Annotated in this window: 21 protein-coding genes and 5 pseudogenes; 12 read left to right on the top strand and 14 right to left on the bottom strand. The window is 69.5% G+C overall.

Annotation, left to right across the window (positions count from 1 at the left end):
- Nucleotides 1–9: 9 nt before the first annotated feature.
- Nucleotides 10–879 (bottom strand): carbohydrate ABC transporter permease, encoded by an 870-nt coding sequence (locus QQK29_RS09215; protein WP_431308675.1) that lies wholly within the window; start codon nt 877–879, stop codon nt 10–12.
- Complete coding sequence (locus QQK29_RS09210) at nt 869–1,801, bottom strand: carbohydrate ABC transporter permease (RefSeq protein ID WP_284299696.1); 933 nt, start codon at nt 1,799–1,801, stop codon at nt 869–871. Before QQK29_RS09210 ends, QQK29_RS09215 begins: the two co-directional genes overlap by 11 nt.
- A gap of 260 nt (nt 1,802–2,061) precedes the next feature.
- Between QQK29_RS09210 and QQK29_RS09205 the strand changes: the two genes are divergently transcribed.
- The gene (locus tag QQK29_RS09205) at nt 2,062–3,345 is read left to right on the top strand and encodes an ABC transporter substrate-binding protein (RefSeq protein ID WP_284299694.1); all 1,284 of its coding nucleotides are present in this window, start codon (nt 2,062–2,064) and stop codon (nt 3,343–3,345) included.
- A 177-nt stretch (nt 3,346–3,522) separates the two neighbouring features.
- Here the strand turns inward: QQK29_RS09205 and QQK29_RS18650 are convergent.
- Nucleotides 3,523–3,720: pseudogene (locus QQK29_RS18650) on the bottom strand (FCD domain-containing protein); the annotation flags it as partial.
- Complete coding sequence (locus QQK29_RS09200; RefSeq protein ID WP_284301938.1) at nt 3,701–4,018, bottom strand: GntR family transcriptional regulator; 318 nt, start codon at nt 4,016–4,018, stop codon at nt 3,701–3,703. The gene QQK29_RS09200 and the pseudogene QQK29_RS18650, both read right to left, overlap by 20 nt.
- A gap of 157 nt (nt 4,019–4,175) precedes the next feature.
- Here QQK29_RS09200 and QQK29_RS09195 point away from each other — a divergent pair, with 157 nt between their 5' ends.
- Nucleotides 4,176–5,087, top strand: a complete 912-nt coding sequence (locus tag QQK29_RS09195) for an ABC transporter ATP-binding protein (RefSeq protein WP_284299692.1) — start codon at nt 4,176–4,178, stop codon at nt 5,085–5,087.
- Nucleotides 5,084–5,935, top strand: a complete 852-nt coding sequence (locus QQK29_RS09190) for an ABC-2 transporter permease (RefSeq protein ID WP_284299690.1) — start codon at nt 5,084–5,086, stop codon at nt 5,933–5,935. Before QQK29_RS09195 ends, QQK29_RS09190 begins: the two co-directional genes overlap by 4 nt.
- A gap of 14 nt (nt 5,936–5,949) precedes the next feature.
- On the opposite strand, the gene QQK29_RS09185 is transcribed toward QQK29_RS09190, so the two are convergent.
- The gene (locus QQK29_RS09185) at nt 5,950–6,690 is read right to left on the bottom strand and encodes a pyrimidine reductase family protein (protein ID WP_284299689.1); all 741 of its coding nucleotides are present in this window, start codon (nt 6,688–6,690) and stop codon (nt 5,950–5,952) included.
- Nucleotides 6,669–7,472 carry a dihydropteroate synthase gene (gene folP, locus QQK29_RS09180; protein ID WP_284301937.1) on the bottom strand — a complete coding sequence of 268 codons (804 nt, stop codon included), beginning with the start codon at nt 7,470–7,472 and terminating at the stop codon, nt 6,669–6,671. Before folP ends, QQK29_RS09185 begins: the two co-directional genes overlap by 22 nt.
- Before the next feature lie 190 nt (nt 7,473–7,662).
- Here folP and QQK29_RS09175 point away from each other — a divergent pair, with 190 nt between their 5' ends.
- Genes QQK29_RS09175 through QQK29_RS09160 form a run of 4 tightly spaced genes read left to right on the top strand, consistent with a single transcriptional unit; the run spans nt 7,663 to nt 10,020 of the window.
- On the top strand, nt 7,663–7,872 hold the full coding sequence (locus tag QQK29_RS09175) for a hypothetical protein (protein ID WP_284299687.1): 210 nt from the start codon (nt 7,663–7,665) through the stop codon (nt 7,870–7,872).
- Nucleotides 7,869–9,020 carry a hypothetical protein gene (locus tag QQK29_RS09170; RefSeq protein ID WP_284299685.1) on the top strand — a complete coding sequence of 384 codons (1,152 nt, stop codon included), beginning with the start codon at nt 7,869–7,871 and terminating at the stop codon, nt 9,018–9,020. Before QQK29_RS09175 ends, QQK29_RS09170 begins: the two co-directional genes overlap by 4 nt.
- Nucleotides 8,957–9,709, top strand: coding sequence for a hypothetical protein (locus QQK29_RS09165; RefSeq protein ID WP_284299683.1), 753 nt, complete (start codon nt 8,957–8,959; stop codon nt 9,707–9,709). The genes QQK29_RS09170 and QQK29_RS09165 overlap by 64 nt, the downstream gene beginning before the upstream one ends.
- Nucleotides 9,679–10,020, top strand: coding sequence for a hypothetical protein (locus tag QQK29_RS09160; protein WP_284299681.1), 342 nt, complete (start codon nt 9,679–9,681; stop codon nt 10,018–10,020). Before QQK29_RS09165 ends, QQK29_RS09160 begins: the two co-directional genes overlap by 31 nt.
- Before the next feature lie 22 nt (nt 10,021–10,042).
- Here the strand turns inward: QQK29_RS09160 and QQK29_RS17945 are convergent, their stop codons facing one another.
- The 7 genes and pseudogenes from QQK29_RS17945 to QQK29_RS09135 form a co-directional block, all read right to left on the bottom strand.
- The gene (locus QQK29_RS17945; RefSeq protein WP_348533841.1) at nt 10,043–10,165 is read right to left on the bottom strand and encodes a hypothetical protein; all 123 of its coding nucleotides are present in this window, start codon (nt 10,163–10,165) and stop codon (nt 10,043–10,045) included.
- Nucleotides 10,162–10,281: a hypothetical protein gene (locus QQK29_RS17940; RefSeq protein WP_348533916.1), complete on the bottom strand. Its 120-nt coding sequence runs from the start codon at nt 10,279–10,281 to the stop codon at nt 10,162–10,164. The genes QQK29_RS17945 and QQK29_RS17940 overlap by 4 nt, the downstream gene beginning before the upstream one ends.
- Nucleotides 10,282–10,425: 144 nt before the next feature.
- A pseudogene (locus QQK29_RS09155) lies at nt 10,426–11,288 on the bottom strand (NAD(P)/FAD-dependent oxidoreductase); the annotation flags it as partial.
- 59 nt (nt 11,289–11,347) lie between these two features.
- Nucleotides 11,348–11,587, bottom strand: coding sequence for an oxidoreductase C-terminal domain-containing protein (locus QQK29_RS09150; RefSeq protein ID WP_284299679.1), 240 nt, complete (start codon nt 11,585–11,587; stop codon nt 11,348–11,350).
- A gap of 146 nt (nt 11,588–11,733) precedes the next feature.
- Nucleotides 11,734–12,108, bottom strand: a pseudogene (locus tag QQK29_RS09145) (FAD-dependent oxidoreductase); the annotation flags it as partial.
- The gene (locus QQK29_RS09140; RefSeq protein WP_284299678.1) at nt 12,066–12,584 is read right to left on the bottom strand and encodes an FAD-dependent oxidoreductase; all 519 of its coding nucleotides are present in this window, start codon (nt 12,582–12,584) and stop codon (nt 12,066–12,068) included. The gene QQK29_RS09140 and the pseudogene QQK29_RS09145, both read right to left, overlap by 43 nt.
- A gap of 6 nt (nt 12,585–12,590) precedes the next feature.
- Nucleotides 12,591–13,022 carry a hypothetical protein gene (locus QQK29_RS09135; protein WP_284299676.1) on the bottom strand — a complete coding sequence of 144 codons (432 nt, stop codon included), beginning with the start codon at nt 13,020–13,022 and terminating at the stop codon, nt 12,591–12,593.
- Between the two features lie 93 nt (nt 13,023–13,115).
- On the opposite strand from QQK29_RS09135, the pseudogene QQK29_RS18645 reads away from it, so the two are divergent.
- From QQK29_RS18645 to QQK29_RS09110, 5 genes and pseudogenes are all read left to right on the top strand, one after another.
- A pseudogene (locus QQK29_RS18645) lies at nt 13,116–13,271 on the top strand (hypothetical protein); the annotation flags it as partial.
- Nucleotides 13,272–13,477: 206 nt separating this feature from the next.
- Nucleotides 13,478–13,792, top strand: a complete 315-nt coding sequence (locus QQK29_RS09130; protein ID WP_284299674.1) for a helix-turn-helix domain-containing protein — start codon at nt 13,478–13,480, stop codon at nt 13,790–13,792.
- A 41-nt stretch (nt 13,793–13,833) separates the two neighbouring features.
- On the top strand, nt 13,834–14,526 hold the full coding sequence (locus QQK29_RS09125; RefSeq protein WP_284299672.1) for a response regulator transcription factor: 693 nt from the start codon (nt 13,834–13,836) through the stop codon (nt 14,524–14,526).
- Between the two features lie 37 nt (nt 14,527–14,563).
- Nucleotides 14,564–16,278: pseudogene (locus QQK29_RS09120) on the top strand (sensor histidine kinase).
- A gap of 9 nt (nt 16,279–16,287) precedes the next feature.
- Nucleotides 16,288–16,581 carry a WXG100 family type VII secretion target gene (locus QQK29_RS09110; RefSeq protein ID WP_284299669.1) on the top strand — a complete coding sequence of 98 codons (294 nt, stop codon included), beginning with the start codon at nt 16,288–16,290 and terminating at the stop codon, nt 16,579–16,581.
- Between the two features lie 209 nt (nt 16,582–16,790).
- Here QQK29_RS09110 and groL read toward each other — a convergent pair whose 3' ends face one another.
- Nucleotides 16,791–18,413 (bottom strand): chaperonin GroEL, encoded by a 1,623-nt coding sequence (gene groL, locus QQK29_RS09105; RefSeq protein WP_284299667.1) that lies wholly within the window; start codon nt 18,411–18,413, stop codon nt 16,791–16,793.
- Nucleotides 18,414–18,463 lie beyond the last annotated feature (50 nt).

Below are 18,463 nucleotides of genomic sequence, written 5' to 3'. Positions count from 1 at the left end.
GGGTGGCGGTCATTTCAGGCCCGTCGTCGAGATGCCCCGCACGAGGTACTTCTGCCCGAACAGGAAGATGAAGAACACCGGCAGCAGCGAGACGATCGACATGGCGAACATGGGCCCGTACGACGATCCGGCGGTCACGTCGAGGAACGAGCGAAGCGCGACGGGCACCGTCATCATGTCGGGCGAGGTCAGGTAGATGAGCGCCGTGAAGAACTCGTTCCAGCTGTTGATGAAGGTGAAGATGGCGGTCGCGGCGAGTGCCGGCAGCATGAGCGGCAGGATGATCCGGAAGAAGATCCCGATATGGCCGAGCCCGTCGACGCGCGCGGCCTCGTCGAGCTCGCGCGGGATCGAGCGGATGAACTGCACCATCAGGAAGATGAAGAACGCATCGGTGGCCAGGAACTTGGGCAGCACGAGCGGCACGAAGGTGTTCACCCATCCGAGCTGGTTGAACATGATGTACTGCGGCACGACGATCACATGCACCGGGATCATGATCGTCACGAGCATGACGGCGAAGAGCGGCGCGCGGAACCGGAAGTTGATGCGCGCGAAGGCGTAGGCGGTCAGCGAGCACGACAGCAGGTTGCCGAGCACACAGCCGAGCACCACGATCGCGGAGTTCATCAGGTACCGCCCGAACGGATGGGCGAGCGAGTTCCAGCCCTCGAGGTAGTTGGTCGCGTCGAGCCCCTCGGGGATGATCCCCGGGTTGCTGAAGATCTCGTCGTTCGGCCGGAAGGAGGAGGCGAGCATCCACAGCAGCGGATAGATCATGACGATGCTCGCCGCGATCAGGAGCACGTGCCGCACGATGCCGGCGGCGGGTGTGCGCAGGAGGCGCGTGCGCCTCACGGGTGCGATGTCAGTCGTCATAGAAGACCCAGAATCTCGAGGCGATGAAGTTGACGGCGGTGAAGGCGCCGATGATGAGCACCAGCACCCAGGCGAGCGCCGATGCGTACCCCATGTCGAGCTGGGCGAACCCGCGCTGATAGAGGTACATCGTGTAGAACATGGTCGAATCGGCGGGGCCGCCCGATCCTCCGGAGACGACGTAGGCCTGGGTGAAGGACTGGAAGGCGCCGATGATCTGGAGCACGAGGTTGAAGAAGATGATCGGGCTCAGCAGCGGCAGCGTGATCCGCGTGAAGCGCTGGAAGGCGCTCGCTCCGTCCACCTGCGCCGCCTCGTAGTACATGACCGGGATCTGCCGCAGGCCCGCCAGGAAGATCAGCATCGGCGTGCCGAAGGTCCACACGTGCAGCAGGATGATCGTGCCGAGCGCCGTGTCGGGGTTGGAGATCCAGCTCGGCCCCTGGACGCCGAACCATGCGAGGACCTGGTTGATAAGGCCGTCGCGGCCGAACATCTGCCGCCACAGGATCGCGATCGCCACCGAGGAGCCCAGCAGCGAGGGCAGATAGAAGATCGAGCGGTAGAACGAGAGGCCGCGCAGCTTCCGATCCAGCAGCACCGCGACCAGGAGCGCGAACGCCAGCAGGAGCGGCACCGAGACCAGCACGTAGGTGAAGGTCACGCGCAGCGAGTTCGCCAGCCGCGCGTCGTTCAGCATCGCGACGACGTTGTCGAGCCCGACCCACTCCGGGGGCCTGATGAGGTCGTAGTCCGTGAACGCCAGGTACAGCGAGGCGAGCATCGGCACAGCGGTGATCACGACCACGCCGAGCAGCCAGGGCGTCAAGAACAGATACCCGATCGCGGTCTCGCGCCGCCGTGGCGCAGCGCGTCCGGCGCGTCCGGCGCGCAGTCGGCGCAGTTCGCCGAGGACGCTCATCCCGTTCTCCTTCCGATCCGCCGGCTCGGGCTGCAGCATCGCATCCGCAGCCGGTTCGCCACACGGTAACATTTTACTCAGGCAGATGCCAAACCCGTAACGGAAGTAGTCTCCCGATTCTTCGCGCCTTGTGCTCCAGGGTTGGTCCCGCTAGTCTTGCCCGCAACTCACAGTGAAATGGTACTGCGAGAATCCGCCGCGAAGCGGGAACCCTTGCGGCCCGGATCGCCGGGCCGATCCCCGATCAAAGGAGATTTGCCGTGACTACCCCACAACGACGGGCCGCGACCGCGTTCCTCGCCGTCGCCGCGACCGCCGGCCTGCTGCTGTCCGCCTGCGCCCCGACGGGCGGTGACGACGCGGATGAGAAGGTCACCCTGCGCCTGGTGTGGTGGGGCTCGGATGACCGCGCCGCCGTCACCCGCGCCGCCGTCGACGCGTTCGAGGACGCGCATCCCAACATCACCGTCGAGACCGAGTCGCTGCCGTTCGACGGCTACTTCGACCGGCTCTCCACCCAGGTCGCCGCGAACGACGCACCCGATGTGCAGCAGCTCACCGGCGACTTCGTCGTCGAGTACGGCACCCGCGGCGCGCTGCTGGACCTGGCCAATGTCTCCACCGATCTGCTCGATCCCGCCACCACGAGCGTCGTGAACTTCGACGGCGAGCAGCTCGGGGTTCCCACCGGCATCGCGACGTTCGCGATCGTCGCCAACCCGACGATCTTCGAGCAGGCGGGCGTGCCGATGCCCGACGACGAGAGCTGGACATGGGAGGAGTACGCGCAGATCGCCCAGCAGATCTCCGCGAGCACCCCCGACGGCATCTTCGGCACGCAGTCGCTTGGCAGCGACTCCAACCAGATCGCGATGTGGGCGCGCCAGCACGGCGGCGACCTGTTCACCGCCGACGGCCAGCTCGGCACCGATGAGAAGACGGTCGCGGGCTTCTACGCCTTCGCCAAGGAGCTGGTGGCCAGCGGCGCGGCCCCGAGCGCCGACGAGGCGATCGAGCAGATCCCCTTGGGCTCGAACAGACCGGAACCGCCCTCAACCGCTACGCGATGGGCTTCTGGGCGTCCAACCAGCTCCTCGCTCGAGCAGATCTCGAAGTCGGGCCTCGAACTGCTGAGGTACCCCACCACGAGCGGCAAGGCGGGAGATCAGAAGATGTCGTTCGTCGCCTCGCAGTACTGGTCGGCGTCGGCGCGGACCGAGCATCCCGAGGAGGCTCAGCTGCTGATCGACTTCCTCGCCAACTCGCCGGAGGCCGGAAAGCTGCTACTCGTGGGCCGTGGCTCCCCCGCCAACAGCGAAGTGCGCGACGCGCTGCTACCCCTGCTGAGCGCCGATGACGCGAAGGTCGTCGACTTCGTCGCCGAGATCTCGGACGAGGTGGTGGCGACGCCGCTCGCCCCCGCCGGTGGAGCGTCGTTCCAGGAGAACATGCGCCGCTACACCGCCGAAGTGCTGTTCGATCGGATGAGCCCGGAGGATGCTTCCGCAGCTCTGCTCGACGAAACCCGCGCAGCGCTCGGCTGATCCGTGCACGCGATGCGCCGCTCCGATTCCGGGGCGGCGCATCGTCATCTCAGCTCGGGCTTCGGGCCGACCACCAGCCGACGACGTCACCGATGTGCCTGCGGGTGAACAGTTCCGCCCCTCGGCGTCGCCCGCGAGAAGCAGGTCGAGCAGCACATGATGGTCCTCGGCCGAGGTGACCAGTTCGTCGGTCCCCGACATGCCCGACAATCCGACAAGGCGCATCCGGCCGCGCAATTCGGCGATGAGCTCGACCAGCCGCGGACTGCCGGTGAGCGCCGTGAGCCCCAGGTGGAAGGCGTTGTCGACGGCGACGAAGTGCGCGAGGTCGCTCTCCCGAGCGGCCGACACCGTCTCATCGGCGAGCGACCGCATCCTCGAGTTGGTCGCGCGACGCGGTGCGCGCGACCAACGCCATCGCCGGTGCCTCCAGCCAGCTGCGGATCTGCAGGAGCTCCTGCACCTCGGCACTGCCCATGCCGAGCACCCGGAAGCCCTTCTGCGGCACCGACTCGACGAGCCCCCGACGCTCGAGATTGATCATCGCCTCGCGTACGGGCGTCGCGGACACCCCGAAACGACCCGCCAGGTTCGGCGCCGTGACGAGCATCCCCGGCTCCAGCTCGCCCGATGCGATCGCCTCATCGAGCGCGGCCTCGACGGCGTCCCGGATGCTGGGGACCTTACCGAGGGGTGGATTGCCGACGACATCGATGCAACCCTACGCGGTGCCGGCCCCGGCGACTGCTGACCTGCCACGCATCCGGGGGCTGCCCCGATAGACCGCGGTCGCCCGTGCCCCGTAGGGTCGATGGCATGAGGACGACTCGATGATCGAAGCCACCCGACTGACCAAACGCTACGGCGCCAAGACCGCCGTCGACGACGCCACCTTCACCGTCCGCCCCGGCATCGTGACCGGATTCCTGGGGCCCAACGGCGCCGGCAAGTCCACCACGATGCGCATGATCGTCGGGCTCGACCGCCCGACCAGCGGCGCGGTCACCATCAACGGCGCCCCGTACGCCGCCCTCCCCGCTCCGCTGCGCGAGGTCGGGGTACTACTGGATGCCAAGGCCGTGCACCCCGGGCGCAGCGCCCGCGGGCACCTGCGCGCGCTCGCGGCCACGCACGGCATCCCGCTGCGCCGCGTGGACGAGGTGATCGGGCTCACCGGCCTCGACGCCGTCGCCGGCAAGCGCGTCAAGGGCTTCTCGCTCGGCATGGGCCAGCGCCTCGGCATCGCCGCGGCGCTGCTGGGCGACCCGGCCACGCTCATCCTCGACGAGCCCGTCAACGGTCTCGACCCGGAGGGCGTGATCTGGGTGCGCAAGCTCGCGCGCCATCTGGCCTCCGAGGGGCGCACCGTGTTCCTCTCCAGCCACCTCATGAGCGAGATGGCGCAGACCGCCGACCACATCATCGTGCTCGGCCGCGGTCGGGTGATCGCGGATGCCCCGGTCGCGCAGATCGTCGCCTCGGCGACCGGGCAGGGCGCGGTGCGGGTGCGCAGCCCCCACGCCGACCGGCTCGCCGCGGCCATCGCTGCCGAGAACGGCACCGCGACGCCGGATGCCACGGGGCTCACCGTCGTCGGCATCCCCACCGAGCGCATCGGCGAGCTCGCCGCGCGCGACGGCATCGTGCTGCACGAGCTGACGCCCGTCGCCGGCTCGCTGGAAGACGCCTACCTCGCCCTCACCCAAGACGAGGTCGAATATCACGCAGGAGGTGCGGCATGACCGCGACCACGCAGGCCCCCGACGCGCTCGCCGGCACGCGCCTGAGCGGCGTCGGCATCGTCCGCTCCGAATGGGTCAAACTCGTGACCCTGCGCTCCACGTGGTGGTGCCTCGGCGTGCTCGCCATCGTCGCGGCGGGTCTGCCGCCGCTCATCGCACTCGCACTCGGTGCCGCGGGCGTGACGAGCGCCGGCCCCGACGACGTGTACTCCATGTGGATGACGGTGGTGACGATCCCGATCGGCTTCAGCGTGCTCGCGGCCGCCGTGCTCGGCTGCCTGGTGATCACGGGAGAGTACGGCACGGGCATGATCCGCTCGACGATGGCCGCCGCTCCGCGGCGCCTGTCGACCCTGTTCGCGAAGTCCCTCGTGATCGGCGGCGCCGTCTTCGGCGTAACGCTCGCGGCACTCGTGATCGGCACCGCCCTCAGCGGGGTCGTGCTGAGCGCATTCGACATCCCGACCGACGCCGGCGACACCCGCGTGTGGCTGAGCGTCGTGCTGGGCGCCCTCTACCCGGCGCTCGTCGCGGTGTTCTCCACCGGTGTCGGCACGATGCTGCGCAATTCCGCCGGCTCGATCGCCGCCGTGCTCGGCCTGCTGCTCGTGGTTCCGACGATCTTCCAGGTGATCGGCGGCCTGCTGCGGGCCACCTGGGCGTTCAACGTGGGGGCGTTCCTGCCCTCAAGCCTCGGATCGACGATGTACTCGCCGTTCCTCGGCGGCGGCATGCCCGGCAGCGAGGTCATCGCACTCGACCCGGGCCAGGCCACCCTGGCCCTGCTCGGCTGGGTGGTGCTCGCGCTCGCCGGTGGCGCGGCGCTCATCAAGAGCCGCGACGTGTGACGCGTGCTGCTGCGCTACGCGTCTCGTGCGTAGCGCAGCAGCAGCGTCGAGCCCGAGCGCAGCACGTGCACGAGCTCGAGCTCGCGCGGCGCGGGCAGGATGCCGGCCGCAATCCGGCGCGACTCCCCCGCCTCGAGGCTCGGCTCGAGCGTGACGCAGAGCTCGTCCACGACGTCGGCGGCGAGCAGCGAGCCGAAGAGGTGCGGTCCGCCCTCGCACAGGATGTGGGCGAGGCCCCGCGCTCGCAGCGCCTCGGTCGCGGCGGCGGCATCGATCCGTTCGCCCACGCCGGTCTCCACGACATCCGCGATCTCGGCGAACGGCGCGACGTCTCGCCCCGGTGTCGTCACGACGATCGGACGGATCGGCGCCTCGGTGAAGATGCGCGAGGCAGGGTCGAGGTCGAGCGAACCCGACACGATCGCGAACACCGGATGCGGGGTCAAGCCGTGCGCCTCGCGCCAGGCGACCGAGGCATCCGACACCCGCATCGGGCCGTAGCCCTCGGCGCGCACCGTGCCCGCCCCGACGAGCACGACATCCGCCACCCGCCGCAGCAGCTCGAAGAAGCGACGGTCGGCGGCGTCGCCGAGCCCGCCCGAAAGGCCGTCGCGGGTGGCAGCGCCGTCGACCGACGAGACGAAGTTGACGCGCAGCACGGGCTCGCGCAGCACCGCGACGAGCGCGTCGTCGTCGAGATCGGATGCGGCGTCGGGCCACACCCGGTCGATCGCTACATGTTGTGCTTCAGCCACGCCGGCTCCCGCCATCCGAGAATCGCCTCCGTCATGCGCACGGCCGCGACCGTGGCTTTCACATCGTGCACCCGCACGATCCGTGCGCCGTTCATGATCGACACGACGGCCGCGGCGAGCGAGCCCTCGAGGCGCTCGTACTGCGGGCGATCGAGGGTCTCGCCGATGAAGTCCTTGTTCGAGAGCGCCACGAGCACGGGTGCCCCGAGCGCCGCGAGCTCGCCCAGCCGACGCGTGAGCTCGAGCGAGTGCAGCGTGTTCTTGTTGAGGTCGTGACCGGGGTCGACGATGAGCTTCTCGAACGGCACGCCCGCCGCGAGCGCCCTCTCGATGCGCTCGCCCAGGTGCGCGACGACCGTGTTCACGACGTCGTCGTACTGCGGCGAGGGATGCGGCGTGCGGGGCGGGGTGAGCGAGTGCGTCAGCACGATGGTGCCGCCCGCTGCGGCCACCACGCCCGCCATGTCCGGGTCCCACAGCCCGGAGGTGTCGTTGACGACATCCGCCCCCGCCGCGAGAGCGGCCTCGGCCACGCGGGCGTTGAAGGTGTCGATCGAGATCACGACGTCGCTCGCCGCACGGATCGCCTCGACGACCGGCACGATGCGCTCGAGTTCCTCGGCGAGCTCCACGACCGGGCCGCGGCCGAACGGCACGCCGCCCACGTCGACCCAGTCGGCGCCGTCGGCGACGGCCGCGAGCGACGCCTCGACCGCGCGATCGAGCGCGAATGTGGCGCCCTTGTCGTGGAACGAATCGGGCGTGCGGTTGACGATCGCCATGACCGCCACGCGACGCGAGAAGTCGAACTCGCGGGCCCCGATGCGGCGCACGAGCGAGGAAGCGGTCACGCTCTCGATGCTAGAGCCCGTCCCGACAAGCCCCCGAAAACCTTGACGCACGTCCTGAGGAGGACTAGCCTCCGAGAGTTTCCGCGCCGGCACCGACGCCGCACCGGACTCAGACCCGATCATGCTGAAGCTCCTCTCGAATCGAGCGACCCATGCCGCCGCACTCGCGGTCGCGGTCGCGCTGCTCCTCACGGCCTGCATCTCGCCGCAGACCGCCGGCGCCTCCGGAACCTCCGCCGACACGAACCTCTACATGGGAGAGCTGCCGCCGCCGGCCCCGCTGCCCCCGCCGCAGAACTGCCTGCGCTGCCCCACCGCCCGGCCGATGTGACCGACAGCACGGCGATGGCCGCCTACAAGGCGGGGCTCGACGCGTACTCCACGGCGTACCAGAAGCAACAGGCAGTCGCCGAGGCCCACCAGAAGGCCGTCGGCGAGCTCGCCGCCACCGCGGCGAAGGGCGGCAAGGACGCCGTCGCCGCCTGGGAGTCGCTGCTCGTGGTCGCCGGTATCGCCGTCGACGGCCCAGACGGCACCCCGGTCGCGCTCGACGGCGTCACGGGTTCCGGCTGGCCGCTCAGCGACGCCGAGCTGCGCACGCATGCGGCGCTCGCCGCCGACCGCGACGGCTTCATGCTCACCGACCTCGCCCACGTGCTCGACGCCGCGTTCGACCTGGGCGACGCCGAGCTCACGCAACAGCTCTACGACGAGCTTCAGGGCATCCCCGACCACGGTTTCTGGGAGGTCTTCTGGGCCGTCGGCCCCGGCCTCACCGACGAGCACGGGCTCGTCGCGGCCGACCAGGTCTTCCTCGACTTCGCGCAGGTGGAACTGCTGCTGCGCCGTCTCGCGGCGGAAGCGGTCGTCACCGGGTTCGAGCTGGATCCGGATGCCGTAACCGTCGCGTACACGCACGATGCGGCATCCGCCGGCGTCCAGCTGGCGAGCGTGCGCTCGTCCGGCTCGCGCGCTGCAGACAAGCGCCCGTGTGAGTTGAGCGGCAGCCCATGGGGCCAGCAGATCCTCAACCAGTTCATGAAGTCGCACGCGAAGTTCATCTTCGACGAGGGCCTCAAGTATCTCGCGAAGTCGGGCATCATGACGAGCGCGGGCGAGTGGGTGTCGACGGCTCGCACCTTCTCGGCGTATGCAAGCCTCATCGCGAAGTTCGCCGCCATCACGGCGACGTACTCCTCGACAACGCACCGCTCGTGCGCACCAAGGACACGCATCCGGGCGAGGTGCGCGATCTGCACATCACCTACGGCTTTGACGGGCAGAAGTGGGAGAAGGTGCGCGAGTGCCTCAACCTGTTCCTGGCGCCGACGGGCATCGAGATCCCCGGCAGCCAGGCGGGTGCCCCGTCCGGCATCGACGTCGAGCTCTTCTCCGACGACATCGACGAGGTGCTCGTGGGTGGCGGCACGGGCAGCACGACCGTCAACTCGGCCGAGACCGACGGCGACGGCAAGGTGACCTTCCAGCTCTCCGGCGCGGCTCAGGCCGAGCCCGTTCCGAAGCAGGCCGTTCCCGACGATCTCACCGTGGGCGTGCACGCGCGCAACGACCTCAAGGGCAGCGACCTGCTGAACGACCTCGGCTCGATTCCCTGGGATGCCGCCGACTTCTCTGAGAACTTCGGGGTGAGCCTGCTGCCGGAGCTCATCTCGCGCGGTAAGAACATCACCACCTACGGCGAGATCGCCGTGCGCGACTGGAAGCTCGACGCCGACTTCGAGGTGACCGCGATCGGGACGCTCGAGGGACGCAGCGCCTACAACATCGATTGGGCCTGCAGTGACATCCCCGGCAAGAATCGGTCGACGCGTGAGAAGGGCACCCTCACGGCCGACCCGGTCGAGGTGACGGCGCTGCTCATCAGCAACGACGTGGGCAACCTGGGCGATCAGGCTTTCGTCTTCGTGCCGCGCGGCGAGGATGAGTTCACGATGCGCGAGGTCGCTCAGAGCGGCGTCGGCATGTTCTCGATGCCGGTGCACTACACGGTCGAGAAGTCGGTCGCCTCCCCGGCACGGCGCCGATACCCGACCACGTCACCGACTCGGCCGCCTGCAACGGCGTGGGCGCCGGCGGCACGGGCGACGACGACGCCGAGCCGGCGCAGGACTGCGGCGTGCGCGACTACGACTCGACGCTGCAGGTGACGATCCCCGAGCCGCGTACGCTCTTCGCGGCGGGCCAGCCCGTCGGCGGTCAGCTGTGGAAGCACTGTGGCGACCCGGTGCAGCCGAACGAGCCGATCGTGGCCTCGCAGTACGAGGTCTGTTACGGCACCCCGATGATCACGGGTGGCAAGCTGCCCTCGATCGCCGACATCGGCGACCCCTCGGTGCGGCACTTCCAGGTCGAGGGCTCGTTCAGCTGCCAGGATGACGGGCCGGGCGAACTCCACACCCTCGACTACAGCTGGACCCTCGACTTCTGCCGCCTCACCGACGGCAAGCCCGACTGCTGAGCCGCGGGCAGGCATCCCGGAATCAGAGCTCGTCGAGGGCCACGCCGGGGTCGGCGAGCCGCACGGGGTCGACCACATGCCCGGCGAAGCCCGCCCGAACGAGCCGCTCCACCTGATCCGCGACATCCCAGACGTTGACGTTCATGCCCGCGAGCACGCGCCCTCGCGGACCCAGAACGCGATGAACTCGCGCGCCGCACGGTCGCCGCGGATGACGACCTCGGCATCCCGCGTGAGGTGCGCGAACCCGGTGTACTCCATGCCCAGATCGAACTGGTCGGTGTAGAAGTACGGGATCGCGTCGTAGGCGGTGTCGTCGCCGAGCATCGAACGGGCGGCCGCGGGGCCGGTCTTCTCGGCGTTGGCCCAGTGCTCGCTGCGGATGCGGGCGGGCAACCCCGCGGCCTCCAACACGGGATGCGCGATCGCCGCGATGTCGCCCGCGGCCCAGACCGCGGCGTCCGAGGTGCGCAGTCGCGCATCCACGTGCACACCGTCGCCCGTCGCGAGGCCCGCGGATGCCGCCAACTCGGTCACCGGCGACGCCCCCACCGCCGCGACCACGACATCCGCCGGCACGAGCTCGCCACCCTCGAGGCGCACGCCCGTCACCGCGCCCCCACGCCGACGACCTCGCTCGCGCTGACGTCGGCGCGCAGCACGACACCGTTCTCGATGTGCAGACGCGCGAAGTCGGCCCCGAGCTCGGGGCCGAGCTGGGAGTGCAGCGGCACCGCGCCGCGCATGAGCACCGTCACCTCGTTGCCGAGCGTGCGCGCCGTCGCGGCCACCTCCATGCCGATCCAGCCGGAGCCGATCAGCACGACGCGCCGGCCCCCATCCGCGAGCGCCGCATGCAGCGCATCCGCCTGGTCGACGGTGCGCAGCAGGTGCACTCCCGCGAGCTCGCCGCCGGGCACCGGCAGCGGGCGCGGCGTCGAGCCCGTCGCGAGCAGGAGCTTGTCGTAGCCGAGCGTGTCGCCGCTCGCGAGCGTGACGCTGCGTGCCGCGGTGTCGAGCGCTGTCACGGTCGCGTCCGGCACGAAGCGGATGCCGTGCTCGGCGTACCAGCCCGCGGGCTTCACCTCGAACGACGCGCGTTCGTCGGTGCCCGCGAGATAGCCCTTCGACAGCGGCGGACGGATGTAGGGCGCGTGGGCCTCGGCGCCGATGAGTTCGATGTCGCCGTCGAAGCCCCGCTCGCGCAACTCCACGGCGGCGCCCGCTCCGGCGAGTCCCGCTCCGACGATGAGGATGTGATCGGCCATGTTCCCGATGCTAGGCCCGTGCCCGGGGGCGCGGCCTGCCCGGCTGCCCGCGGCGGCCATCAGACCTCCCCGAGCGGCACGTCGACGTCGACGAGCCGTGCGCGATCGATCCGACGCCCCGCGGCGCCGCCGCGCACGAGCTCGGCGATGTCGTCAGCGACATCCCACAGGTTGACGTTCATGCCCGCGACGACGCGGTCGTCTCGCAGCCAGAACGCGATGAAGCTGCCGTCCTCGGGGCGACCGCGATACACGATCTCCGCACCGACGGTGAACGGCGCGAAGCCGGTGTACTCCATGCCCAGCTCGAACTGGTCGGTGTAGAAGTACGGCACGTCGCGGTAGTCGCCCTCGACGCCGAGCATCCCACGCGCGGCAGCCTTCCCCCGCGCTTCGCATTGGCCCAGTGCTCGCTGCGCAGCCTCTTGCGCACGAGCGGGTGCACCGCGGATGCGATGTCGCCCGCCGCGAAGACGTGCGGATCGCTCGTGCGCATCCGCTCGTCCACGAGCACCCCGTCGTCGGCGAGCAGTCCCGCCGACTCCGCGAGTCCGACGTTCGGCACCGCGCCCACGCCGATGACCACGAGATCCGCGGGCACCTGCTCACCGCCGACGAGCTCGACGGCGCGCACACCCCCGGCGTCACCGACGATGCGGTCGACGAGCGCCCCCGCGCGGATGGTGACGCCCTTCTGGCGGTGCAGCCTCGCGAACATCCCTCCCAGGGTCTCGCCGATCGCGTTCGCGAGCGGCACCGCGTCGCGCTCGAGGATCGTCACCTCGTTGCCGAGGCCGCGCGCCGTCGCGCCGACCTCCATGCCGATCCAGCCGGAGCCGATGAGCACGAGACGCCGCCCCCGCGGGCGAGCTGCTCGCGGAGGCGACGCGAGTCATCCAGCGTGCGCAGATAGTGCACTCCGCGCAGTTCGGCACCGTCGATCGGAAGCTGGCGAGGCGCCGATCCCGTCGCGAGCAGCAGGGTCGCGTAGGGCAGCGTCTCGCCGCCGCGCAACGTCACCTCGCGCTCCTGCACGTCGACGGCGAATACCTGCGTCTCGGTGCGGAGCTCGATGGCGTTGTCGCGATACCAGTCCTCCGTGTGGAGCAACACGCCATCGAGCCCCTCCTCCCCGCTCAGGTACCCCTTCGAGAGCGGCGGGCGCAGGTACGGCGGGTGGGCCTCACGGCCGAGCATCCGGATGCCGCCCTCGTATCCCTGCGCCCGCAGCTCGGCTGCCGCCGAGGCGGCGGCGAGCCCTGCCCCCACGATGACGATTCCGTCATGCGCCCCCATGCCGCGTCAGCTCCGTGCGACGAGCTGGCCGCGGTGATGGGCGGTCGCGAGCCGCTGCAGCGCGAGTGCCCCCACGAGCAGCCCGAAGTCGCGCAGGGCGACATCGAAGTAGCCCGGAACCAGCAGCAGGTTGACGATGATGCCCGCGAGCCAGACAGCGACGAGCAGGGCTCCGAAGCGCGGAGCGAGCGCCACGACGATGCCCGCGGCGATCTCGACGACGCCGACGGCGTACATGATCTGCTGCGCATCGAAGGGCAGGATGTCGGTCGCGATGGGCGCGAGGTAGCTCGGCCAGTCGACGAGCAGGTTCAGGAACTTGTCGACGCCGAACAGGATGGGCGCGACGGTGAACACGGTGCGCAGCAGCACGAACGCCTGTGATGCCGGATCGCGCAGCCAGGTCCGGGTGTGCTCGGATGTGTGTGTGGTGGTCATGGCGATCGTCCTCTCCGGGGTCGGTATGCCTGGACTCTAGGACCGCCGGATTTCTTTTGTCAAGATTCGCATTTTTAGAGATAGGATGCCGACATGGGCTCTTCCCGTCGTGAGCAGATCGCCGCGGTCGCCGCCGTCGACGACCCCCAGCGGGCGGCCCTCTACGACTTCGTGAGCCGACAGAGCGAACCCGTCGGGCGCGACGACGCGGCTGAGCACCTCGGGATCTCGCGCAGCACCGTGGCGTTCCACCTCGACCGGCTCGTCGAGCAGGGGCTGCTCGTGACCGAGTACCGACGGCTGAGCGGACGCACCGGACCGGGGTCCGGCCGGCCGGCCAAGCTGTACCGCCGCGCACCGGGAGATGTGCAGGTATCGATCCCCCGCGCCAGTACGAGCTCGCGAGCGAACTGCTCGCCTCGGCGATCGACGAGGCCGACCGGTCCCAGTTGCCGGTGCGCGAGGCGCTCGCGAGCGTCGCGACGGCGACCGGGCGTCGACTGGGGGCGCAAGCGGGGTCGCTCGATGCCGCCCTCGAGGAGGGCGGGTACCAGCCGCGCGCCGACGAGGCCGGGGGCATCGCGCTCGCCAACTGCCCGTTCCATCGGCTCGCCTCCGCGCACACCGAGCTCGTCTGCCACGCGAACGCGGCTCTGCTGCGCGGCATCGCCGAAGGCGCCGGCGCCGACCCCGAGATGGTCGAGGCCGTCACCCCGCTCGACGACGGATGCTGCGTGCGGATCACCCGCACGCAGGATGCGATCCGATAACGATCCAGCGCGCATACAGCGAACATGCAGATAATGGCTGAATGAGCGACGGACCCAAGATCCTCATCGTCGATGACGAGCCCAACATCCGCGACCTGCTCACCACGAGCCTGCGATTCGCCGGTTTCGCCGTGCGCGCGGTCGGTAACGGCGCGCAGGCCATCTCGGCCGTGCTCGACGAGGAGCCCGACCTCATCATCCTCGACGTCATGCTGCCCGATATGAACGGCTTCGGCGTCACCAAGCGCCTGCGCGCATCCGGCTACACGGCGCCCATCCTGTTCCTCACCGCGAAAGACGATACGGAAGACAAGATCACCGGTCTCACCGTCGGCGGCGACGACTACGTCACCAAGCCCTTCTCGCTCGACGAGATCGTCGCGCGCATCAAGGCGATCCTGCGCCGCACGATGCAAGACGAAGAAGACGCCATCATCCGCGCCGGCGAGCTCACGATGGATCAGGACACCCACGAGGTGACCGTGGGCGACGTGCCCGTCGAGCTCTCCCCCACCGAGTTCAAGCTGCTGCGCTACCTCATGCTCAACCCCAACCGGGTGCTGTCGAAGGCGCAGATCCTCGACCACGTGTGGGAGTACGACTTCAACGGCGACGCGGGCATCGTCGAGAGCTACATCTCCTACCTGCGCCGCAAGATCGACCAGCACTCGGCCGAGCCGATGATCCAGACCAAGCGCGGCTTCGGCTACATGCTCAAGACCGCGAAGGCGTGACGCCCCTGCAGCGGGGGCAGCGGATGCGGAGCAGCTGATGGCGAAGCTGCACGCGTCGTTCGACCGGTGGTGGAACGGCATCTCGCTGCGCACCAAGATCACGGGCGTCACGGTGCTGCTGCTCACCTTCGGGCTCGCGGTGGCCGGCATGGGCACCATGACCGTGCTGCGCACCTACCTGCTCGAGCAGCGCGACGCGACCGTCACGGCGTGGTTCCAGCAGGTGCAGGGCATGGATGGCGCGCAGCTCGCCGAATGCACGGTGCGCTACCAGCCCAACGGCTACCTGGTCGCGCTGGTCGATTCGAGCGGCGACGAGCTGTGCACGAACGTGCCGCGGAGCTATCCGCAGCCCGACCTCTCGAACATGACGCTGTCGTGGACGTACCTGCACGATGGCCGCATCACGGAGGTCGTCGACGAGACCGGCAAGGTGCAGTGGCACGTCATGACGAGCCTGTCGCCCCGCACCGACGGCAGCTTCGTGACGCTCGTGGCGGGCATGGACATCACCGACATCGACGCGACCATCACCCGCTACGGCCTCATCTTCTTCCTGTTCGCGATCGCCGTCGTGCTGCTCGGCGCCGCCGTGACCCAGCTGCTCGTCACGAGCACCTTCACGCCGTTGCGCGACGTGGAGCGCACAGCTGCCCGCTTCGCCGCCGGCGACTACAACCAGCGCCTCGGCGGGGCGACCCCGAACACCGAGGTCGGCCGTCTCAACCGCTCGCTCAACGCCATGCTCGCGCGCATCGACCTCGCCCTCGCCGACCGTCAACGCGCCGTCGAGCAGATGCGCCGCTTCGTGGGGGATGCGAGCCACGAGCTACGGACGCCGCTCGTGTCGCTGCGCGGCTACGCCGAGCTGTACCGGATGGGTGCCCTGCAGAAGCCGGATGACGTGGCCCAGGCGATGGACCGCATCGAGCGCGAGGCCATCCGGATGGGCGGCCTCGTCGAGGACCTGCTCGAGCTCGCGCGCCTCGACGAGCCCCGCACGGTCGTGCACGAGCCCGTCGACCTGCTGCCGATCGCGCAGGATGCCGCCCTCGACGCCTCCGCGTCGGCACCGAACCGCCGGATCACGGTCGTGGTGCCCGAACTCATCGAGCCCGAGCAGGCGCCTGAGGCGGGCGAGGCGGAGCCCGAACCGGTGGCGCCGGTCGCCGCAGGCCGCCCGACCACGCCCCCGTCGACGACCGCGACCGGGCCCATCGCCTTCGCGGGCTCGGCGCTCGCCCGACTGCGCCGCCGCCGCCCCGCGACGATCGAGACGACGGCCGCCACCACGATCTCGAGCGCGACCCCGCTGCCCAAGGTCGGGCCCATCGTGCGCGGCGACGAAGACAAGCTGCGGCAGGTGATGACGAACCTCATCGGCAACGCCATGCGGTTCACACCGGATGACAGCCCCATCGAACTCGAGGTCGGTGTCGACCGCTCGGGGAGCTACGGGGTGATCTCGATCGTCGACCACGGCGAGGGCATCCCCCGCAACTGCGGGAGAAGATCTTCCAGCGCTTCTGGCGGGCCGACACCTCGCGCACGCGCGAGACGGGCGGATCGGGTCTCGGCCTCGCGATCGTCGCGGGCATCGTGGCCAAGCACGACGGCCACGTCGAGGTGCTGGAGACCCCAGGCGGCGGCGCCACGTTTCGGGTGAGCATTCCGCTCCTGCACACCGCCGAAACGCTCGAGTCGTCCCCGGATGCCGATGCGCCCGCCACGCGGACCACGCCGCGCTCCTAGCGTGGCGGCATGAGCACATTCCAGGTAGACAGCGAAGCCGTCCTCGCACACGCGGCGGCCGCCCGGCAGACCGTCGGGCGCATCCAGGGTGAGGTCAGCGCCCTCCACGCCCAGCTCGAGCAGCTGCAGAGCTCGTGGACGGGCGGTGCCGCCAGCGCCTTCCGTGGCCTCGTCGCCGAATGGCGCGCCACGCAGCAGCGGGTGGAAGACAACCTCGCCACCATCGGCACCGCGCTCGCGCAGGCCGGCCAGCAGTACGCCGAGATCGAGCAGCAGAACCAGCGGTTGTTTTCCAGCCGGTGACCCTGTCAGGTGGTTGAGGAGCGCATCGCCTCAGGCGATACGCGTCTCGAAACCGCCGTCACCCCGGCAACGCGAAAGCGGGCGACTCCTTGTGGGAGCCGCCCGCTTTGTCGTATCGGCGTGGGTTTCGAGACGCGTCGCGCTTCGCGCGGCGCTCCTCAACCTTGACCTTTCGGGTGAACGTTTCTCCGAAACCTTCACCCTTCAGGTCAAAAGTCCATTCCACCGCCCATGTCGCCACCGGCCGGGGCCGGGTTCTTCTCGGGCTTGTCGGCCACGACGGCCTCGGTGGTGAGGAACAGACCGGCGATCGAGGCCGCGTTCAGCAGCGCCGAACGGGTCACCTTCACCGGGTCGCTGATGCCCGAGGCGAGCATGTCGACGTACTCGCCGGTGGCCGCGTTGAGGCCCTGGCCGACGGGCAGGTTGCGCACCTTGTCGACCACGACGCCCGGCTCGAGGCCCGCGTTGAGCGCGATCTGCTTGAGCGGCGCGTCGATCGCGACCTTGACGATGTTCGCCCCGGTCGCCTCGTCGCCGTCCAGCGAGAGCTTCTCGAACGCGGTCTTGCCCGCCTGGATGAGCGCGACGCCACCACCGGAGACGATGCCCTCCTCGCCGGCCGCCTTCGCGTTGCGGATCGCGTCCTCGATGCGGTGCTTGCGCTCCTTGAGCTCGACCTCGGTGGCCGCGCCCGCCTTGATGACGGCGACGCCGCCCGCGAGCTTGGCGAGGCGCTCCTGGAGCTTCTCGCGGTCGTAGTCGGAGTCGGTGTTGTCGATCTCCTGGCGCAGCTGCTTGACGCGGCCGGCGATGGCGTCGGCCGAACCGGCGCCCTCGACGATCGTGGTCTCGTCCTTGGTGACGATGACCTTGCGAGCCTGGCCGAGCAGGTCGAGGGTGGCGTTCTCGAGCTTGAGACCGACCTCCTCCGAGATGACCTGGCCGCCCGTGAGGATCGCGATGTCCTGCAGCTGAGCCTTGCGGCGGTCGCCGAAGCCGGGGGCCTTGACGGCCACCGACTTGAAGATGCCGCGGATCTTGTTCACGACGAGCGTGGCCAGAGCCTCGCCGTCGACGTCCTCGGCGATGATGAGCAGCTGCTTGCCGGCCTGGATCACCTTGTCGACGATCGGCAGCAGGTCCTTGATGTTCGAGATCTTGCCGTTGACGATCAGGATGTACGGGTCTTCGAAGACCGCCTCCTGACGCTCCGGGTCGGTCACGAAGTACGCCGACAGGTAGCCCTTGTCGAAGCGCATGCCCTCGGTGAGCTCGAGCGTGGTGCCGAAGGTGTTCGACTCCTCGACGGTGACGACGCCCTCCTTGCCCACCTTGTCGATGGCCTCGGCGATGAGCGCGCCGATCTCGGGGTCGGCCGCGGAGATGGATGCGGTGGCCGCGTACTCCTCCTTGGTCTCGACCTCCTTGGCGTTGGCGCGCAGCTCGGTCTCGACGGCCTGAACGGCCTTCTCGATGCCGCGCTTGAGGCTGATGGGGTCGGCGCCGGCCGCGACGTTGCGCAGGCCCTCGCGCACGAGCGCCTGGGCGAGCACGACCGAGGTCGTGGTGCCGTCACCGGCGACGTCGTCGGTCTTCTTCGCGACCTCCTTGACGAGCTCCGCGCCGATCTTCTCGTACGGGTCGTCGAGCTCGATCTCCTTGGCGATGGAGACACCGTCGTTCGTGATGGTGGGGGCGCCCCACTTCTTCTCGAGTACGACGTTGCGGCCGCGAGGTCCGAGTGTGACCTTCACGGCGTCGGCCAGGGTGTTGAGGCCGCGCTCGAGACCGCGGCGGGCGTCCTCGTCAAAAGCGATGATCTTAGCCATGGGTTAGTGTCGTCCCTCCCGGACGTGATCCACAGTGAACTGGCACTCGC

Origin of the sequence: Homoserinibacter gongjuensis, assembly GCF_030161875.1 — a bacterium.
GTDB classification, from domain to species: Bacteria; Actinomycetota; Actinomycetes; order Actinomycetales; family Microbacteriaceae; genus Homoserinibacter; species Homoserinibacter gongjuensis.
The sequence above is the reverse complement of the archived record's forward strand: the minus strand, read 5'-3'. Positions and strand labels throughout refer to the sequence as shown.